Here is an 18,092-nt window from a genome sequence, read left to right on the forward strand (position 1 = left end):
CTAGTAATAGTTTTCCATAGAGCTAATACTAGTAAAACCCGAAAGTTTAGGCTTTCGGGTTTTTTATTTAATTATTTTGAAATGCTTTGAATACAAGCTTCTCGGATATTCCAAATGGTTTTAAAATTATAAGTGATTGATTCTGAAACAATCCAGTCCTTTAAATAATCTTGATGACGTTTTACTTTATAATCACCAATTTGATGTGATACAATTTCTTCTTCATAAAGTAATGAGGCTTCAAAAGAAATGTGATTGTTACTATTTCTTGTAACATCTACTATGTTATTATTTATTTTCAAATAGCAATGAGCTTCTGGAGTATAAGGTAACTGGTAGTTTTCTAATACTGCTGAAACACCCTCTGTGTTTTCTTCATACATTTTATAAATACTTATAAAGAGTTTTACTTGAGGTATATTTTCTTGATTTGCTAGTGCTGCTAAAAAGGCATGTTTTGTAGAGCAGGTTCCTTTGTGTTCTTTTAGTATTAGCGTATATTCAATTCTATTGCTGTTCCTTCCATAGGGTAAATTTTGAACATAGGTAAGCGCGTCATTAAAATTAGAAACACCTATATGTAAGAGTTCTTGAGATAATTTAGATTGTTGTGTTAAATTGAAATTAAACAATTTGTCCATTTATCATGACCGTGTCAATATGATTATCACCAAAAGCATAGGGTAAAAAAGCATAGCTAGGAATGGCTTTTGTAATAATGATATTTGCTTTTTTTCCACGTGTTATACTGCCGTACATAGCGCTTATTCCCATAGCATAAGCACCATTTATTGTGGCTGCGTTTATGGCTTCCTCTGGTGTTAACTTCATTTTTATACATGCCGTACTAACCACAAAATTCATATTTCCACTAGGGGTGGAGCCTGGGTTATAATCTGAAGCTAATGCTAGTGGTAATCCAGCATCAATTAACTGGCGTCCTGGTGTGTAAGGGATGCTTAAGAAATAGGAGCAAGATGGAAGTGCGACTGGCATGGTATTACCTGTTTTCAGCATGGCAATATCGCTTTCGTTTAATTCTTCCAAATGATCTACAGAAAGGGCTTGGTTTTTTACAGCTACTTCAATACCACCAAAGGCATTGAATTGATTTACATGAATTTTAGGAATTAATCCATGTGATTTACCAGCTTTTAATATACGTTCTGTATCGTTTAAATCGAAATAACCTTTTTCGCAAAACACATCAATATAGGTTGCCAATTGCTCTTTGGCAACTTTTGGAATCATTTCATTTATAACTAAATCAACAAAACCATCTTTATTGTCTTTATAGTCTTTTGGCACTGCGTGTGCTGCTAAAAGTGTTGCTTTGACTTTTAGAGGAAAATCTTGTTTTAATCGCTTGATAACCCGAAGCATTTTTAATTCGGCTTCTACTGTTAGTCCATAGCCAGATTTAATTTCTATGGCGCCAGTTCCTAATTTCATAACGGCTTTTAATCGTTTAACAGATTGTTCAAATAAATCGTCTTCACTGGTTTGTTGTAATTTTTCAGTAGAATTTAAAATACCACCTCCACGATTGGCAATATCCTCATAACTTAAACCGTTAATTCTATCAACAAATTCCTGTTCTCTATTTCCAGCATAAACAATATGTGTATGAGAGTCACACCACGTAGGTAAAACCACTTTTCCTGTGGCATCAATTACTGTATCTGCTTCAATATTTTTACAATCTTCCATATAGCCATAGCCTACAATGGTATCATCATCTATTAAAAGATAGGCGTTTTTAATGGTTGGTAGCTGCTTCATGTCTTTTCCAGAAACCTTTAAAATGTTTGTGTCTCTAACTTGAAGTAATTCTTGAATGTTTGTTATTAATGTCGTCACGATAGTAGTTTTTTCAAAGTTGCTTAAATTTTGGGTAATAAAAAAACGCTAGCAAAAATTATTACTAGCGTTTTAGATATTATAAATGGACGTTTTGTTATTGCTTTACAAATTTGAATGTTTTGTCTAAGTTTTCAACCTTCAAAAGGTATACGCCATTTGCAAGTATGGAAACGTCTAAAGAATTATTCAAAACTGTTGTATTTAAAACCTCTTTACCTAAAATATTGTATGCTAGAATTTTGAAAGGCTCTTGATTTGTTGTTTTAAAATTTAAGGTATTAGAAGTTGGATTTGGATAGATACCAAATGTACTAACTTGAAATTCTGGAGTACTTAAGGTAAATAAATCATTCTTAAAAATAAAAACGTCATCTTGTAAATAGCTAATACTTGCTATATCTAGATCGCCATCATTATCAAAATCCTGAATTTCTAAATCAAAAGCTGCAGAACTATTATCATCAATAAGAATTTCACTTCCCAAGCCACCAGTGGCATTACTGGTAAACCATATAAAATCGTTATCTGTTGCACGACCATTAGCAACAACTAAATCATTGTAAGAGTCGTTATTAAAATCGGCAACACCTATGGCAGCGGATCTATTTATAGTGGTTGCAATGGTGGTTTCTGTAAATGTGGTGCCAGTTCCGCTTATATCATTTGAATACCAAGCAATGGCCGGGTTTGCACCTGGATTATTGTCTGATCTCACAATGTCAAGATTAGAATCATCATTGATGTCTGCAAATATAACTGAAAACAAAAAACCATTTCCGGTATCCACATTATTTGTATAAGCTATAAAAGGTACGTTGCCCGAACCATCTAGACCATCTGGAATTAAACGATTGTCATATAATTTAACATCGCCATTTCCTGTGAATCCAACAACAACATCCAAATCGCCATCGCCATCAAAATCAGCTATATCCATTGTCCCAGGACCACTACCAGGCGTTACTGGAACTACATAACGAAGTGTTCCAAAGGTACCATCGCCATTTCCTAAGAAATATACGACACTATGGCCATCATAAGAAGTGACTATAAGATCTAAATAGCCATTTACATCATTATCAATGTTAGCTGCTATAACCGTTCCTGCACCAGCAATACTGGATGAAATTGTCACAGCAGGTTGAAAGGTATCGTCACCATTATTTTCAAACCATACTAAATTACCACCAACATAACTTGCTGCTATAATATCGTTATCACCATCACCATTTATGTCGGCAATTGTTAATCCTTCAACATAAGATAAAGCATTAGGACCTACAGCTGTTAAAATGATACCGGTTGCAAATGTTCCATCACCATTATTTTTATACCAGGTTACTTCACCCGTAACATCGGATCCTACAGCCAAATCTAAATAGGCATCTCCATCTAAATATCCAGAGGCTATGGTATATGGTTCTGCACTTGTACTCGCATCAATTGTGCTTTTTACAAATGATATTTGTGCATTTACAGAAAAGCTCATAAAAAGCAATCCTGTAAATAGGAGTAAATTTTGTTTCATGTTTTTAAAATTTGTTATTAATAGCGTAATATATTGATTTTTATTTACTTATACTGCCTACCATATCTTCTGGTTTAACCCAAGCATCATAATCTTCCGCAGTTACATAGCCTAAATTAATAGCTTCTTCTTTTAAGGTTGTACCATTGTTATGAGCTGTATTTGCAATTTCTGCAGCTTTATAATAGCCTATTTTGGTGTTTAAAGCGGTTACAAGCATTAATGAGTTATTTAATAATTTTTTAATAACATCGTGGTTAGGTTCAATGCCTTGTGCGCAATGCTCATCAAAACTCATACAAGCATCACCAAGTAATTGTGCCGATTGTAAAACATTGGCAGCCATCATTGGTTTGTAAACATTTAATTCATAATGACCTTGCATGCCGCCAATAGTAACAGCCACGTCGTTACCCATAACTTGAGCGCACACCATAGTTAATGCTTCACACTGTGTTGGATTTACTTTTCCTGGCATAATGGAGCTTCCAGGTTCGTTTGCTGGAATCGTGATTTCACCAATCCCTGAACGTGGTCCTGAAGCCATCATTCGGATATCATTAGCAATTTTATTTAAAGAAACGGCTAATTGTTTCATAGCGCCATGTGTTTCAACCAAAGCATCGTGAGCCGCTAAAGCTTCAAACTTATTAGGTGCTGTTACAAACGGTAAATCAGTAAAATCAGCAATGTATTTCGCTACTAATTCTGAATAACCTTCAGGTGTGTTTAAGCCTGTTCCTACGGCAGTTCCACCAAGGGCTAATTCCGATAAGTGAGGTAATGTATGCTCCAAAGCCTTTAAACCATGATCTAATTGGGATACGTAACCCGAAAATTCTTGACCTAAAGTTAAAGGTGTAGCATCCATTAAATGGGTACGTCCAATTTTTACTACATCATGAAAAGCTAATGATTTTTTATGAAGTGTATTTCGTAATTGAATAACACCATGAATCGTATGTTCCACAATTTTCTTATAAGCTGCAATATGCATGCCTGTAGGAAAGGTATCATTTGACGATTGCGATTTATTGACATCATCATTTGGTTGAATGGTTTTTTCACCTTCACCTATGGTTTTACCAGCAATTTGATGTGCTCTATTGGCAATAACCTCATTAACATTCATATTACTTTGTGTACCAGAACCGGTTTGCCAGATAACTAAAGGAAATTGGTCGTCGTGTTTGCCTTCTAAAATTTCTTCACAAACTTGCGCAATCAAATCGCGTTTTTCTTCAGCAAGCACACCCAATTCACAATTTGTATAGGCTGCTGCTTTTTTTAAGTAAGCAAAACCGTAAACAATTTCTAATGGCATAGATGCAGGTGCACCAATTTTAAAGTTGTTTCTGGAGCGTTCTGTTTGTGCGCCCCAAAGTTTTTCCGCAGGCACCTTAACTTCGCCCATGGTATCTTTTTCTATTCTAAAATTCATGATATATATAAGTTGAAATAAATTTAGTTGTTCTGCAAAATTACGATTTTATGACTAAATCCAGTAGCTGTTAAGGTGTTATTTGTTAGAAAATCTTCCCTTAAAGGTTACCAATAAATAAAAAATGTTACTTTTAATTATAACGATTCCATGATTTTATGAAAAACAACACAAATTCCAATGCTAAAATAAGTTTACGTGAAGCCATATCCATTGGAATAGGAGGTATGGTTGGAGGTGGTATTTTTGCGGTGTTAGGATTAGCCGTTTCATTAGCACAAGGTGGCACTCCCATTGCATTCCTTTTTGCTGGAATTATAGCGAGTTTGACAGCTTATAGTTATTCAAAATTATCATTAGCTTTTCCCGATAGAGGTGGCACTGTTAAGTTTATAAATCAGGGTTTTGGGAAAACTGTTTTTAGTGGCGCAATCAATAATTTGTTGTGGGTGAGTTATATTATTATGCTTTCGCTTTATGCTTCTGCTTTTGGATCTTATGCGCCTAATTTATTTGAAATTACAGGAGATTCTTCATTGGATTCGCATGTATACTTAAGTGGAATTATAATTATAGCGACTATTATAAATTACTACAGTATTGCAGTGGTAAGTAGAATAGAATCTTATGCTGTAATAATAAAGCTACTTATATTACTAGGTTTTATAGTTGTTGGTCTGTATGGGTTGTTTGGCAATCCTAACGTTGAGCAACTTGCTGTTTCTAATTGGGAAAGTCCACTTTTATTATTAACGGGAGGGATGGTTATTTTTGTAGCTTATGAAGGTTTTGAACTTATTGCCAATGCGGCACCAGATATTATTAATCCAGAAATTAATATCCCTAAAGCTTATAATTATTCCGTTTGGTTTGTGGTTTTTCTATATGTTATTATTGCAATAGTAACAGTAGGTTCTTTACCATTTGAAACTATAGCAAAGGCAGAAGATTATGTGTTAGCGGAAGCAGCCAAACCCATGCTTGGTAAAGTAGGATTTACCATTATTACGGTAGCTGCTTTAATTTCAACTTTTTCGGCAATAAATGCATCCCTTTATGGTGGAAGTCGTGTGAGTTTTGAAGTTGCGGAAGATGATGAATTACCACATCACTTAACTAGTAAACTCTGGAATCAGCCTATTGGATTACTTATTACGGCCGTGTTAACCTTATTGATAGCAAATACTTTAGAGCTTGAAAGTATTTCTACTGCTGGAAGCGCAGGATTTTTATTAATTTTTGCCATTGTAAATTATGTGGCATTTAAATTATCTCGTGAAATACAAGGGAAAAAATTAATTCCCTTAATAGGGTTTCTAATGTGCGCCATAGCTTTTGTTACTTTAGTCATTCAGCAATATCAATCAAATTTGGTTGGAGTCGTAGTCATTTTAGCAATTATATTTAGTTGTTTTATCTTCGAATATTTCTACAAGAAACAGGAATCAAACAAAAATAATGCTTAGGGAATTCTTAAATTTTAATTTAAAAGGTGCTTCTTTGTTTAGTAATTAAAATAAAACAATTGATGATTAAAAATTTACTCGTAGTAGTTGTATTCCTATTTACTAACAATTTATTCTCTCAAACAGTGGATGTTGTAACCGGATTAGATCATCCCATTGGAATTGCCATAAGTGGGGAAGAGATATTTATTGCGGAACATTCAGGCGTAATATCCAAAGCTGATATATCTATTAGTAATCCTGTGAAGGAAGATATAGCTACTAATTTAACATATCCACGGGCTGTTTGCTTGGTTGGTGATGAACTGTATTTTGCAACCCAACATGTATGGAAAATAAATATCAATGATCCTAATCCTACAGAAACCCGTGTAATTTACTCCAACATACCGCGCGCATTAATAGCTACAGAAAATGAACTATTTATTTCAGGTGAAGATAGAATTTCTAAAATAGATTTAAATGCTACCAATCCATATGCTGTAATAGTTGTTCAGAATATTGAAGCGCGAATTTTGGCTTTCGCCTTAAAAGGAGATGAGTTATATTTTGGCTATGCCAATAAAGTTTCAAAAATTAATATTACAGACGCTAATCCGGTAATTGAAGATGTTATTTCCGATTTCGAATCTAATATTTACTCATTAGCCTTTTTTGAATACACATTAATTGTAGGCTTGGGATTAAGTTATAAATTGATGACTGTAGATATGAATGAACCTGTTTTAGTAGCTGAAGAATTCTTATCAAACTTGAGTGGCCAGCCTTTAAACTTGTTAGTCCATAACAACGAACTTTTTATTGCTGGTGGTCAGGGAGATAAAATTTTTAAAGTGGAAAATCTAGGAACTTTGTTGAGTATTAAAGGTAATAAGTCTGTTATTCTTCCAAGAATATATCCAAATCCTACCACACAGTTTATCCGGTTATCAGGTTTGCAGGAAGAAAAGCAATTCGAACTATACACTATTAGTGGTGCTAAAGTGCTCAATGGAACTGTAAAGCCTAACAGCCAAATAAATATGAGTAGTTTAAGTGCAGGACTTTATTATTTAAAATTAGAGGGACATTTACAAAATGAGACATTCTTAAAAGTTATTAAACAATAGGAAATAAAAGATGTTAATAAATCTTGAATTTACTGTTGTGTAAAAAAAGCATTTCACGTATATTTGCCATAGTTATCAACAAAAGAAATTTTTATTATGTTCGATTTTGACCAATATTTAGGGTTTTTAGCATTTTTAACCATTTTAACAATCGGTTTTTGGTTAATGATTTTTTTAATAACATTTGTCATTCCTTATTGGATTGGAGGTGCTTTAATTGAACGTATGAAAGAAATTCGTGAAGAGAAGAAAGCCAAAAGAGAAGCGTTGAGCTAATCTTAAATTAGAACACATATATACAAGCGTCTAAAAGAAATTTTGGACGTTTTTTTATGACCAGTTTTTATGGTTTTTCATCTAAACGCCGTATGGTTTGTACACAAATCAAATTAAAGCCAAAAAAAAGACTGCCTCTTCAGACAGTCTTTTAATTTATAGTGGGTTTTAAAATTAGCCTTCGTAATCAAAATCACCGCCACCATTGGATCCGCCACGGTCTTGACGTTTCTTCTGTTGGTTAAAGCGGTAAGTGAATGATACGTTGAAACTACGCTCACGCCATTGAAATTCTGATGTACTATAATACGTATCTGTTGATGTATTCATAGTACGTTTTCTACTATTAAGTAAATCACTTACATTGAAAGCAATAGATGCTTTTTCATTAAATAAATCTTTGCTAAATGCCATATTTGCAGAGAAAACACCTTCACGCTCATTTTGTGCATCAGAAGAAGGTCCTCTATAATTTAAACTTGTTTGCCATTCTATCTGACCTGGTAATGTGTATTTATTGTTTAAACGTGCAAACCAACTTGTATTATCATTATCTAGAGATAAACCGTTAGGGGTGGTTCCAATAACTGATTGTTGGAAAATATTAAAGTTGGCATTTACATTCCACTTTTTCATTGGGTTATACGTTACGGTAAACTCAAAACCATACCTATTCTCTTCTGCTAGGTTAATTGGCGTACGTTCTATTACGGCTAATTCTTGACCATCAACAGTTTCTGTTCTTCCTGTATCGAAACTTACAAAGCTAAATGCATCTGTAGCGTGTTGGTAGTAAGCGGAGGTATTTAAAGATACTTTACCAAACTTCTTGTAATAGCCCACATCAAATAAACCAGAATAACTAGGTGCCAACTCCGGGTTTCCTCTAAAAATACTGGTAACACTAGAACGAGAAGGAAACGGATTTATAAACCATGATCTTGGACGTTGAATACGTCTGCTATATCCCATAGTTACATTTTCATTATCACTTAACTCATAGCTTAAATTTACCGTTGGAAATAGACCATTATAGTCTTTTTTACTAAAATCACCACTTGTAGGTTGGTCAATAGTAATACGTGTATTTTCTAAACGTAATCCCAATAAGAACGAAAATTTACTACCAATTTTACTACCAAACTGGGTATAAGCCGCATTCACATATTCACGATAGTTTAAAAAGTTGGTTAGGCCTGTTGCATTTTCAAATTCATTGGTGCTCGTATTTAAAAGCGCTACATTATAATCTGTGTCTTGGTCATTAAAGTTTCCGCGATATCCTGCTTCAAATTGACTTTTTTCACCGATTGGTAATACATAATCAGCTTGTAATAAAATACGACGTTGATCTTCAATAGTAGAAACTCGTTCAGAATTTATACCTTCAACAAATACTTCAGAAAACTCATCTTCTGAATTATCTTCATATTGAAAATCTAATGTTAATTTGTGTCCACTGTTGTCAAAATCTTTCATAAAGTTTAATGCGTACTGCATAACTTTATCTTCCTCTTCTTCTGGATCAAAACGATTAGATTCGGAAACAAAAGCACCATTAACGTCATACTGTGTTAATCTATTTGTTGTATTACTTTCATTATCACCATTTCTGTAGGAAATAGATCCTGTTAAAGATGCCGAATCTGTAATATACCATTCCACACCAAAATTGGTGCTTATGCCTTTACGAATACGGTCATAATCATTGGTTTCATCTACAAAAGTATCTGGTAAATCGCTTATTAAGTTACCCATACTATCATATTTTTTATTATAAAACTGTGTGTAGGTAGATGAGTTACCTGGAACTTTACGGTAGTCATAACTAGTCGTGTTAAAAATGTTAACATCTCCAGTTCTATAGTTAATATTTCCTGAAATTCCTGCCGATTCTGGGTGACCAAAGTTTGCTGTAACCGCACCATTGAAACCTTGAAGTTTACTACGACGTAAAATAATATTTAAAATACCAGCAGTTCCTTCAGCGTCATATCTAGCAGAAGGCGAGGTAATAACTTCTACGCGTTCAATGGATTCGGCTGGTAATTGACGTAAGGCGTCTGTACTATTTAAACCTACCAATCCAGATGGTTTTCCGTTAATTAAAATCCTTACATTTTCATTACCACGTAAAGCTACATTTCCTTCCACATCCACAGATACCGAGGGAACATTGTCTAATACGTCACTAACAGTACCACCTCTTACCGTTAAATCTTTACCTACATTGTATATTTTTTTATCTAGCTTAATTTCAACCGTTGTTGTTTCGGCTATAATCTCTACTTCGTCTAGTGCTTGCGCATTTTCAGCTAATCCAATTGTGCCTAAATTTTTATCTGAAGTAAGAACTTGGTTTGGAATTGTTAATTTGTCAAAGCCAATAAATTCTATGGTAACATCATAGGTTCCACTAGGAACAGGAATACTAAAAGCGCCTGATTCTGTTGTAATACCACCTGTAACAATTCGATTTTCAGCCTTATTAATAAAGGCAACAGTTGCGTATTCAAGTGGAAAATTAGTTGCTTTTTCAAATACTTTACCTGTTATGGTAACTTCTTTGTTGTTTTGAGCAGTCAGGTTGAATGCTGCTAAAACGATTAGGGAGAATGATAAAATTAGTTTATTCATGAATCTATTTTTGCGTATAAGACTGCAAAAATAGCCTTTGGTTTAAAGGGTTTTGGTTAAAAATTTGTTAAATAAAAAAGCTTCAATTTTAACAATCAAAGCCTTTAATTTTAAATGATTTCGAAGATATTTTCTGGTGGTCTGCCAATTACAGCTTGCTTACCATTTACAACAATCGGGCGCTCAATTAGTTTCGGGTTTTTAACCATGGCTGAAACAATTTCGGCATCCGACAAATCGTTACCTTTATACTGTTCTTTCCAAATGGCCTCGTTTTTTCTAACCAAATCTATAGGTTTTATACCTAATAAGGATATAACATTTTTGAGTTCAGCTTCCGAAGGCACATCATCTAAATATTTTTTCACCTCAAACGGTTTCCCTGAATTTTCTAAAATTTCCAATCCACTTCTGCTTTTGCTACAGCGATTATTGTGATAAATTGTTATCATAATTTATTTTTATAGTTTATCCGTTTCTTCTGTTTTTTGCCCCATCATCATTAAATAGGCTTTTAAAAATGGTTCAATATCACCATCCATAACGGCATCTACATTTCCAGTTTCATGAGCGGTTCTTACATCTTTAACTAATTTATAAGGATGCATCACATAATTACGAATTTGACTTCCCCATTCAATTTTCATTTTATCGGCCTCAATATCATCACGTTGCGCGAGCTGTTTTTGCAATTCAATTTCATATAATTGCGATTTCAACATTTGCATTGCACGTGAGCGGTTATCGTGTTGCGATCGTGTTTCACTACAAGAAATCTGAATACCTGACGGTTTGTGGGTTAGCTGAACTTTCGTTTCAACTTTATTTACATTTTGACCTCCAGCACCACTAGAGCGTGCTGTAGTAATTTCAATATCTGCTGGGTTAATATCTATTTCAATCGTATCATCAACTAAAGGGTACACATAAACCGAAGCAAAACTAGTATGGCGCTTGGCATTACTATCAAAAGGAGAAATCCGTACCAAACGATGCACCCCATTTTCACCTTTCAGCCATCCAAAGGCAAAATCGCCTTCTAGTTCCAAGGTTACGGTTTTAATTCCGGCCACATCACCTGCTTGGAAGTTTAACTCCTTAACTTTAAAGCCACTTTTTTCGGCATACATTAAATACATACGCATCAGCATGCTTGCCCAATCACAACTCTCCGTACCACCGGCTCCAGCCGTAATTTGTAATACAGCGCTTAAACTATCACCTTCTTCCGAAAGCATGTTTTTAAACTCTAAATCTTCAATAAGGGTTTCGGTTTTTTCAAAACGACTTTCTAAATCTTCGGCCGTGGCTTCACCTTCTTTATAGAACTCATAAATAACTTCTAAATCTTCGTGAAGTGAGACACCTTCTTCATATCCAGAAACCCATTTCTTTTTATTTCTTAAGGATTGCATAATGGCTTCGGCAGCCTTGGAGTCATTCCAAAAATTAGGATCGAAGGTTTGTTCCTCTTCGTTTTGAATTTCAATTAGTTTGGCATCTACGTCAAAGATAGTGCCTTAATTTCTCAAGGCGGTTTTTTAGATCTTTAATTTGATCTGAAGTAATCATAGCTTTTAAATTTTAACAAAAATATAATTAAAAGCGCCAACAGAAAACTTAAAATGGATTAATTTTAAGCCAAATTTAATAGTTGTTTTTATGAAAATTGATTTACGAAGCGATACAGTTACCAAACCAACAAAAGGGATGTTGGACGCTATGTTATCTGCTCAAGTCGGCGATGATGTCTATAAAGAAGATGAAACGGTAAATGCACTAGAGGAGCGGTTAGCCAAACTATTTGGAAAGCCTAAAGCCTTATTTTTTCCTACAGGAACTATGGCGAACCAAACCGCCATAAAACTGCATACCAATCCTGGCGACCAGGTGATTTGCGATAAAGATGCCCATATTTATCATTATGAAGGTGGAGGGGTGTCCTTTAATAGTGGTGTTTCTTGTAAATTATTAGAAGGCAATCATGGTATGTTTACCGCAGCGCAAGTTATAGATGCCATTAATCCGCCGGATTTTTATCACAGTCCTTTAACCAAACTCGTTGAAGTTGAAAACACCGCAAATAGAGGTGGAGGTTCGTGTTGGGATTTTGAAGAATTGAAAAAAATTCGAACTGTTTGTGATACCAATGAATTAGGTTTTCATTTAGATGGCGCTCGTTTGTGGAATGCATTGGTAGCTAAAAATGAAACCGCTCAAGATTATGGTCAGGTATTCGATACCATTTCAGTTTGTTTAAGTAAAGGATTGGGTTGCCCAATTGGTTCCGTTTTAATTGGCGATGAAGCAATCATGCAAAACGCCATTAGAATCCGAAAAATTCTTGGAGGTGGTATGCGACAAGTTGGTTATTTGGCCGCTGCCGGCTTATTTGCTTTAGATAATCATGTGGAGCGTTTAGCTGACGATCATCAAAAAGCTAAAGAAATGGGCGTTGTTTTACAGTCCTTACCATTTATAAAGAAAGTCGTTCCTGTTGAAACTAATATTGTTATTTTTGAATTAGCGGAACGTGAAAAAGAAGCCAAGTTTCTAAACTATTTTTCAGAAAAAGGAATTCGATTAAGTGGTATGGGAAGTGGAAAGTTGCGTATAGTTACCCATTTAGATTACACCGATTCCATGCATGACTACTTTATGACGGTTTTAAGCGGTGCAACGGTATAAAGTATTTTATTGTCATTCAGAAATAGGCAAGATTAAAGGAAACGCTAATCCACCCTTTATTTAAACATATCCATTCCAGGAATGTTTGGCATGCCATCTTTAGCAACCGCCGCGATTTCAGTTTCATGAACTTGACTAGCGCGCTCAATGGCTTTATTTAAGGTTAGAACCAAATAATCTTCAAGCGCTTCCTTGTCTTCTAAAAGCGCTTCGTCAATACTAATATCTTTAATGGTTCTATTGGCCGTAATCGTGATTTTCAATTTATTATCTGCGCTCGTTTCATCAATAAGCACGGAATTTAAACGCATTTTTGTTTCTTCAACTTTCTTTTGGGTTTCTTTAATTTTACCCATCATTCCCATAAGATCTCCAAACATAATAATATCAATTTTTATTAGATACAAAGCTATTTAATTTTTCTATTTTTGCCAGCTGATTAAACCCTCTTTTTTTGAAAAAAATATCCAACCCTCCAATAGCTAAAAAAATAGCGAAATCTCTAATTATACATGGAGATGAACGTATAGATAATTATTTCTGGCTTAACGATCGGGAGAATTCAGAAGTTATAGACTATTTGAACGCCGAAAATGTTTACACCGAAGCCGTAATGAAGCCTACGGAAAATTTTCAAAAATCACTTTTTGAGGAAATGAAAGCGCGAATCAAGGAAGATGATGAGTCTGTGCCATACTTCTATAACGGGTATTGGTACATAACACGTTTTGAAACTGGAAAGGATTATCCTATTTATACGCGTAAAAAAGAGTCGTTAGAAGCTGAAGAGTACATTATGTTTGATTGTAATGTACTGGCTAAAAAACATAAATACTTTAAGTTAGGTGGTATTTCTATAAGTCCAGATAATACTATGGCTGCGTTTTCGGTGGATACGGTAAGCCGACGTCAATACACCATCCAAATAAAGAATTTAGAAACAGGGAAATTACATCCTAATAAAATTAAAAACACCACAGGTGGTTGTACTTGGGCAAGTGATAATAAAACAGTTTTTTATTCGGTAAAGGACCCTGTGACCTTACGTGCTTATAAAATATTTAAGCATAATATAAATGAGAAAGCGTCAGAAGATAAAGAGGTTTATCATGAAAAAGATGAAACTTTTAATGCTTTTGTATATAAAACAAAGTCTAGGAAGTATATTGTTGTTGGCTCTTCAAGTACCTTAACGTCTGAGTATCGCATATTGTCAGCTGATAATCCGGATGGTGAATTTAAGATGTTTCAGGAACGTGAACGCGGATTGGAATATGCTATAGCGCATTATAATGATGCCTTTTATATTATTACAAATAATGATAAAGCCATTAATTTCAAACTTCAAAAAACCCCAGAAACTGATACAGGTAAAACGCATTGGGTAGATGTTATTCCGCACAGACCAGATGTGCTTTTAGAGGATATAGAAATATTTCGCGACTATTATGTACTTAACGAACGCATTAAAGGTCTTAATAAATTACGTGTTATTAGTTGGAGTGGTACCGAAGATTATTATTTACCTTTTAACAGTGAAACCTATACAGCCTATTTAGGAAATAATCCAGAGTTTAACTCAAATGTTTTGCGGTATGGTTACAACGCTATGACAACGCCAAGTTCTGTAATGGAATTTGATTTTAAAACGAAAACAAACACCATTCTAAAAGAACAAGATGTTTTAGGTAACTTTAATAAGGATGATTATACCTCTGAACGCATTTGGGCAACAGCCAGAGATGGAGAAAAAATTCCGATGTCTGTCGTTCATAAAAAAGGGATAAAAAAAGATGGAAAAAATCCGGTGTTGTTATATGCTTATGGCTCTTATGGTGCTACAATAGATCCTTATTTTTCTACTATCCGTTTAAGTTTATTGGATCGCGGTTTTATTTATGTCATTGCTCATATTCGAGGCGGCGAATATTTAGGGCGCGATTGGTATGAGAACGGTAAATTATTAAAGAAAGAAAATACGTTTTCAGATTTTATAGATTGTTCCAAGTATCTCATTGAACAAAATTATACAACAACAAAACAGTTGTATGCTAATGGCGGTTCAGCAGGTGGTTTACTTATGGGAGCTATTATTAATAGAAATCCTGAATTATATAATGGCGTGGTAGCAGCTGTTCCATTTGTAGATGTTGTAACAACAATGTTGGATGATTCCATTCCACTAACAACAGGCGAATATGACGAATGGGGAAACCCTAATGAAGAAACCTATTATCATTATATGAAATCTTATTCACCTTATGACAACGTAAAAGCACAGAACTATCCAAATCTTTTGGTTACAACAGGAATTCACGATTCTCAAGTTCAGTATTGGGAACCCGCCAAATGGGTTGCCAAATTACGCGATTTAAAAACCGATTCAAACATATTATTGTTACAAGTTGATATGCATACGGGGCATGGCGGTGCTTCTGGACGATTTGAGAGTTTAAAAGAAGTGGCATTGGAGTACGCGTTTTTACTGGATTTAGAGGGAATTAACCAATAGTTAAAAAAAAAGTTGTATTTTTGCGAGGTTTTAAGCTGCATTTTACCAAAAAATGGAGTTACTCAAATAGCAAATATGGGACACAAAAATCAAGTTTACAATAGCGTGTTAGATCTTATTGGTAGCACGCCTTTAATAAAATTGAATACAATTACAGCACCTTTTAATGGTAACTATTTTGCAAAGGTAGAAGCCTTTAATCCAGGACACTCTTCCAAAGATAGAATTGCACTATACATCATTGAACAAGCTGAAAAGCAAGGTATTTTAAAACCTGGCGACACTATAATAGAAACAACCTCTGGAAACACTGGTTTTAGTTTAGCTATGGTGAGTATCATAAAGGGATATAAATGTATTTTGGCGGTGAGTTCAAAGTCGTCTCCAGATAAGATTGATATGCTAAAAACCATGGGAGCCAAAGTATACGTTTGTCCAGCACATGTAGCTGCAGACGATCCGAGATCCTATTACGAAGTTGCCAAACGTTTACATGAAGAAACAGCAGGTTCTATTTATATCAACCAATATTTTAACGAATTAAATATAGACGCCCATTACCATTCTACGGGTCCAGAAATTTGGAGTCAAACCGAAGGTAAAATCACGCATTTAGTGGCGTGTAGTGGTACCGGAGGAACTATTTCTGGAATTGCTAAATATTTAAAAGAACAAAATCCGGATATTAAAATTTTAGGCGTAGATGCCTATGGTTCTGTGTTGAAGAAATATCATGAAACACGGGAATTTGACGAGAAAGAAATCTATCCATACCGTATAGAAGGTTTAGGAAAAAACTTAATTCCAACAGCTACTGAATTTGATGCAATTGATGAATTTGTAAAAGTAACCGATGAAGAAAGTGCACTTACAGCTCGTGAAATTGCTAAAACCGAAGGTTTATTCGTAGGGTATACTTCTGGCGCAGCTATGCAAGCCATCAAACAATTAAATGAAGAAAATGCATTTGGTGAAAATGATGTCATTGTTGTTGTTTTTCCAGATCACGGTTCACGTTATATGAGTAAAATTTATAGCGATACATGGATGAAGGAACAAGGCTTTTTAGATACTGCCAAAGTAAAAGATAAAGAAGACATCGAATTTATTTAAGGATGTCCGCATATATAACACATGATAGTTAGCTCTAAACATTTTTAGTTAACTATCATGTGTTGTTAATAATAGAACGTAAAATTATTATGTTGTGAAATTTTAAATATCTAATTTTGCATCATCTAACTAGATTAATAGCTTTATGAGAGATTTATTTGATAAAATATACAGAGATAAAGGGCCTCTAGGAAAATGGGCTTCCCATGCCGAAGGTTATTTCGTATTCCCAAAATTAGAAGGTGAAATTTCTAATCGTATGAAATTCCGAGGAAAAGAAGTGGTAACATGGAGTATAAACGATTATTTAGGTTTAGCTAACCACCCAGAAGTTCGTAAAGTAGATGCTGAAGCTGGTGCAGCTTATGGTTCTGCATATCCAATGGGTGCACGTATGATGTCCGGTCACACGGAACTTCATGAAACACTACAAAATGAATTAGCAGCTTTTGTTGATAAAGAAGCGGCTTACTTATTAAATTTTGGGTACCAAGGAATGGTATCAACTATTGATGCTTTGGTATCTAAAGATGATATAATTGTTTATGATGTGGATGCTCACGCCTGTATTATTGACGGTGTGCGCTTGCATATGGGTAAACGTTTTACATACAAGCACAATGACGTTGAAAGTTTAGAGAAAAACTTGGAGCGTGCTACTAAAATGGCAGAACAAACTGGCGGTGGAATTTTAGTGATTTCAGAAGGTGTTTTTGGTATGCGTGGTGAGCAAGGTCGTTTGAAGGAAATCGTAGAATTAAAGAAAAAATATAATTTCAGATTCTTTGTGGATGATGCACACGGATTCGGTACACTTGGTGCTACTGGAGCTGGAGCAGGTGAGGAGCAGGGCGTTCAGGATGGTATAGATGTTTATTTTGCAACCTTTGCAAAATCTATGGCAAGTACTGGTGCTTTTATTGCGGCTGATAAAGAAATTATAGATTACTTAAAATACAACTTACGTTCGCAAATGTTTGCGAAATCATTGCAAATGCAGTTAGTAGTTGGTGCTTTAAAACGTTTGGACATGTTACGTACCATGCCAGAATTAAAGCAAAACCTTTGGAAAATTGTTGATGCGCTACAATCTGGATTAAAAGAACGTGGTTTTGATATTGGAACAACACAAAGTTGTGTAACACCAGTTTACCTAAAAGGAAGTATTCCTGAAGCTATGGCATTAGTAAAAGACTTGCGTGAAAACTATGGTATTTTCTGTTCTATCGTTGTATATCCAGTGATTCCTAAAGGATTAATTTTACTACGAATGATTCCAACTGCAACACATACGTTGGAAGATGTAAGAGTTACGTTGGATGCTTTTGATGCGATAAGAACCCGTTTAGAAAACGGAACCTATAAGCGTTTATCTGCTGCAGTTACTGCTGCTATGGAAAAGTAATTCAATAAATATAACATAACCAAAAAGGCCGATTTTAATTTAAAACCGGCCTTT

The 18,092-nt window shown here is 34.7% G+C and carries 15 protein-coding genes; 7 read left to right on the forward strand and 8 right to left on the reverse strand.

Annotation, left to right across the window (positions count from 1 at the left end; all coding sequences use genetic code 11):
* Positions 1–71: 71 nt before the first annotated feature.
* The 4 genes from ACFPH8_RS06555 to fumC all read right to left on the reverse strand — a co-directional run bounded on the left by ACFPH8_RS06555 (position 72) and on the right by fumC (position 4,832).
* Positions 72–641: a hypothetical protein gene (locus tag ACFPH8_RS06555; RefSeq protein ID WP_376859493.1), complete on the reverse strand. Its 570-nt coding sequence runs from the start codon at positions 639–641 to the stop codon at positions 72–74.
* On the reverse strand, positions 625–1,860 hold the full coding sequence (hutI, locus tag ACFPH8_RS06560; protein ID WP_376859495.1) for an imidazolonepropionase: 1,236 nt from the start codon (positions 1,858–1,860) through the stop codon (positions 625–627). Before hutI ends, ACFPH8_RS06555 begins: the two co-directional genes overlap by 17 nt.
* A gap of 97 nt (positions 1,861–1,957) precedes the next feature.
* A complete protein-coding gene (locus ACFPH8_RS06565; protein ID WP_376859497.1) occupies positions 1,958–3,391 on the reverse strand; it encodes a T9SS type A sorting domain-containing protein in 1,434 nt (477 codons plus the stop codon).
* Between the two features lie 40 nt (positions 3,392–3,431).
* Positions 3,432–4,832, reverse strand: a complete 1,401-nt coding sequence (gene fumC, locus ACFPH8_RS06570) for a class II fumarate hydratase (protein ID WP_376859499.1) — start codon at positions 4,830–4,832, stop codon at positions 3,432–3,434.
* A 158-nt stretch (positions 4,833–4,990) separates the two neighbouring features.
* Here fumC and ACFPH8_RS06575 point away from each other — a divergent pair, with 158 nt between their 5' ends.
* From ACFPH8_RS06575 to ACFPH8_RS06585, 3 genes are all read left to right on the forward strand, one after another.
* A complete protein-coding gene (locus tag ACFPH8_RS06575; protein ID WP_376859501.1) occupies positions 4,991–6,298 on the forward strand; it encodes an APC family permease in 1,308 nt (435 codons plus the stop codon).
* A 62-nt stretch (positions 6,299–6,360) separates the two neighbouring features.
* The gene (locus tag ACFPH8_RS06580; RefSeq protein ID WP_376859503.1) at positions 6,361–7,407 is read left to right on the forward strand and encodes a T9SS type A sorting domain-containing protein; all 1,047 of its coding nucleotides are present in this window, start codon (positions 6,361–6,363) and stop codon (positions 7,405–7,407) included.
* A 96-nt stretch (positions 7,408–7,503) separates the two neighbouring features.
* Entirely contained in the window at positions 7,504–7,683 is a 180-nt protein-coding gene (locus ACFPH8_RS06585; protein WP_066256759.1) for an ATP synthase subunit B family protein, read from the forward strand.
* A gap of 174 nt (positions 7,684–7,857) precedes the next feature.
* Here the strand turns inward: ACFPH8_RS06585 and ACFPH8_RS06590 are convergent, their stop codons facing one another.
* From ACFPH8_RS06590 to prfB, 3 genes are all read right to left on the reverse strand, one after another.
* A complete protein-coding gene (locus tag ACFPH8_RS06590) occupies positions 7,858–10,320 on the reverse strand; it encodes a TonB-dependent receptor (protein WP_376859505.1) in 2,463 nt (820 codons plus the stop codon).
* A gap of 110 nt (positions 10,321–10,430) precedes the next feature.
* Positions 10,431–10,772 carry an arsenate reductase (glutaredoxin) gene (gene arsC, locus ACFPH8_RS06595; RefSeq protein WP_248399891.1) on the reverse strand — a complete coding sequence of 114 codons (342 nt, stop codon included), beginning with the start codon at positions 10,770–10,772 and terminating at the stop codon, positions 10,431–10,433.
* 9 nt (positions 10,773–10,781) lie between these two features.
* A protein-coding gene (gene prfB / locus ACFPH8_RS06600) for a peptide chain release factor 2 (RefSeq protein WP_376859508.1) occupies positions 10,782–11,892 on the reverse strand; the annotation gives its coding sequence in 2 pieces (ribosomal slippage) (positions 10,782–11,828 and positions 11,830–11,892; 1,110 coding nt in all).
* A gap of 90 nt (positions 11,893–11,982) precedes the next feature.
* On the opposite strand from prfB, the gene ACFPH8_RS06605 reads away from it, so the two are divergent.
* Entirely contained in the window at positions 11,983–13,008 is a 1,026-nt protein-coding gene (locus ACFPH8_RS06605) for a threonine aldolase family protein (protein WP_376859510.1), read from the forward strand.
* Between the two features lie 56 nt (positions 13,009–13,064).
* Here ACFPH8_RS06605 and ACFPH8_RS06610 read toward each other — a convergent pair whose 3' ends face one another.
* Positions 13,065–13,388, reverse strand: a complete 324-nt coding sequence (locus ACFPH8_RS06610; RefSeq protein ID WP_248399885.1) for a YbaB/EbfC family nucleoid-associated protein — start codon at positions 13,386–13,388, stop codon at positions 13,065–13,067.
* 74 nt (positions 13,389–13,462) lie between these two features.
* Here ACFPH8_RS06610 and ACFPH8_RS06615 point away from each other — a divergent pair, with 74 nt between their 5' ends.
* The 3 genes from ACFPH8_RS06615 to ACFPH8_RS06625 all read left to right on the forward strand — a co-directional run bounded on the left by ACFPH8_RS06615 (position 13,463) and on the right by ACFPH8_RS06625 (position 18,038).
* Positions 13,463–15,520: a S9 family peptidase gene (locus tag ACFPH8_RS06615; RefSeq protein ID WP_376859512.1), complete on the forward strand. Its 2,058-nt coding sequence runs from the start codon at positions 13,463–13,465 to the stop codon at positions 15,518–15,520.
* A 75-nt stretch (positions 15,521–15,595) separates the two neighbouring features.
* Positions 15,596–16,633: a PLP-dependent cysteine synthase family protein gene (locus ACFPH8_RS06620; RefSeq protein ID WP_376859514.1), complete on the forward strand. Its 1,038-nt coding sequence runs from the start codon at positions 15,596–15,598 to the stop codon at positions 16,631–16,633.
* Positions 16,634–16,778: 145 nt separating this feature from the next.
* Positions 16,779–18,038: an aminotransferase class I/II-fold pyridoxal phosphate-dependent enzyme gene (locus ACFPH8_RS06625; protein WP_248399879.1), complete on the forward strand. Its 1,260-nt coding sequence runs from the start codon at positions 16,779–16,781 to the stop codon at positions 18,036–18,038.
* Positions 18,039–18,092 lie beyond the last annotated feature (54 nt).

This window comes from Bizionia hallyeonensis, assembly GCF_042657385.1.
GTDB classification, from domain to species: Bacteria; Bacteroidota; Bacteroidia; order Flavobacteriales; family Flavobacteriaceae; genus Algorimicrobium; species Algorimicrobium hallyeonense.

What these genes read in the sequence shown, in the direction of transcription:
- fumC (WP_376859499.1), bottom strand. Translation starts at nt 4,832, where the DNA reads ATGAATTTTAGAATAGAAAAAGATACCATGGGCGAAGTTAAGGTGCCT.
- ACFPH8_RS06565 (WP_376859497.1), bottom strand. Translation starts at nt 3,391, where the DNA reads ATGAAACAAAATTTACTCCTATTTACAGGATTGCTTTTTATGAGCTTT.
- ACFPH8_RS06605 (WP_376859510.1), top strand. Translation starts at nt 11,983, where the DNA reads ATGAAAATTGATTTACGAAGCGATACAGTTACCAAACCAACAAAAGGG.
- ACFPH8_RS06580 (WP_376859503.1), top strand. Translation starts at nt 6,361, where the DNA reads ATGATTAAAAATTTACTCGTAGTAGTTGTATTCCTATTTACTAACAAT.
- ACFPH8_RS06610 (WP_248399885.1), bottom strand. Translation starts at nt 13,388, where the DNA reads ATGTTTGGAGATCTTATGGGAATGATGGGTAAAATTAAAGAAACCCAA.
- ACFPH8_RS06620 (WP_376859514.1), top strand. Translation starts at nt 15,596, where the DNA reads ATGGGACACAAAAATCAAGTTTACAATAGCGTGTTAGATCTTATTGGT.
- ACFPH8_RS06585 (WP_066256759.1), top strand. Translation starts at nt 7,504, where the DNA reads ATGTTCGATTTTGACCAATATTTAGGGTTTTTAGCATTTTTAACCATT.
- ACFPH8_RS06590 (WP_376859505.1), bottom strand. Translation starts at nt 10,320, where the DNA reads ATGAATAAACTAATTTTATCATTCTCCCTAATCGTTTTAGCAGCATTC.
- arsC (WP_248399891.1), bottom strand. Translation starts at nt 10,772, where the DNA reads ATGATAACAATTTATCACAATAATCGCTGTAGCAAAAGCAGAAGTGGA.
- ACFPH8_RS06555 (WP_376859493.1), bottom strand. Translation starts at nt 641, where the DNA reads ATGGACAAATTGTTTAATTTCAATTTAACACAACAATCTAAATTATCT.
- ACFPH8_RS06575 (WP_376859501.1), top strand. Translation starts at nt 4,991, where the DNA reads ATGAAAAACAACACAAATTCCAATGCTAAAATAAGTTTACGTGAAGCC.
- ACFPH8_RS06625 (WP_248399879.1), top strand. Translation starts at nt 16,779, where the DNA reads ATGAGAGATTTATTTGATAAAATATACAGAGATAAAGGGCCTCTAGGA.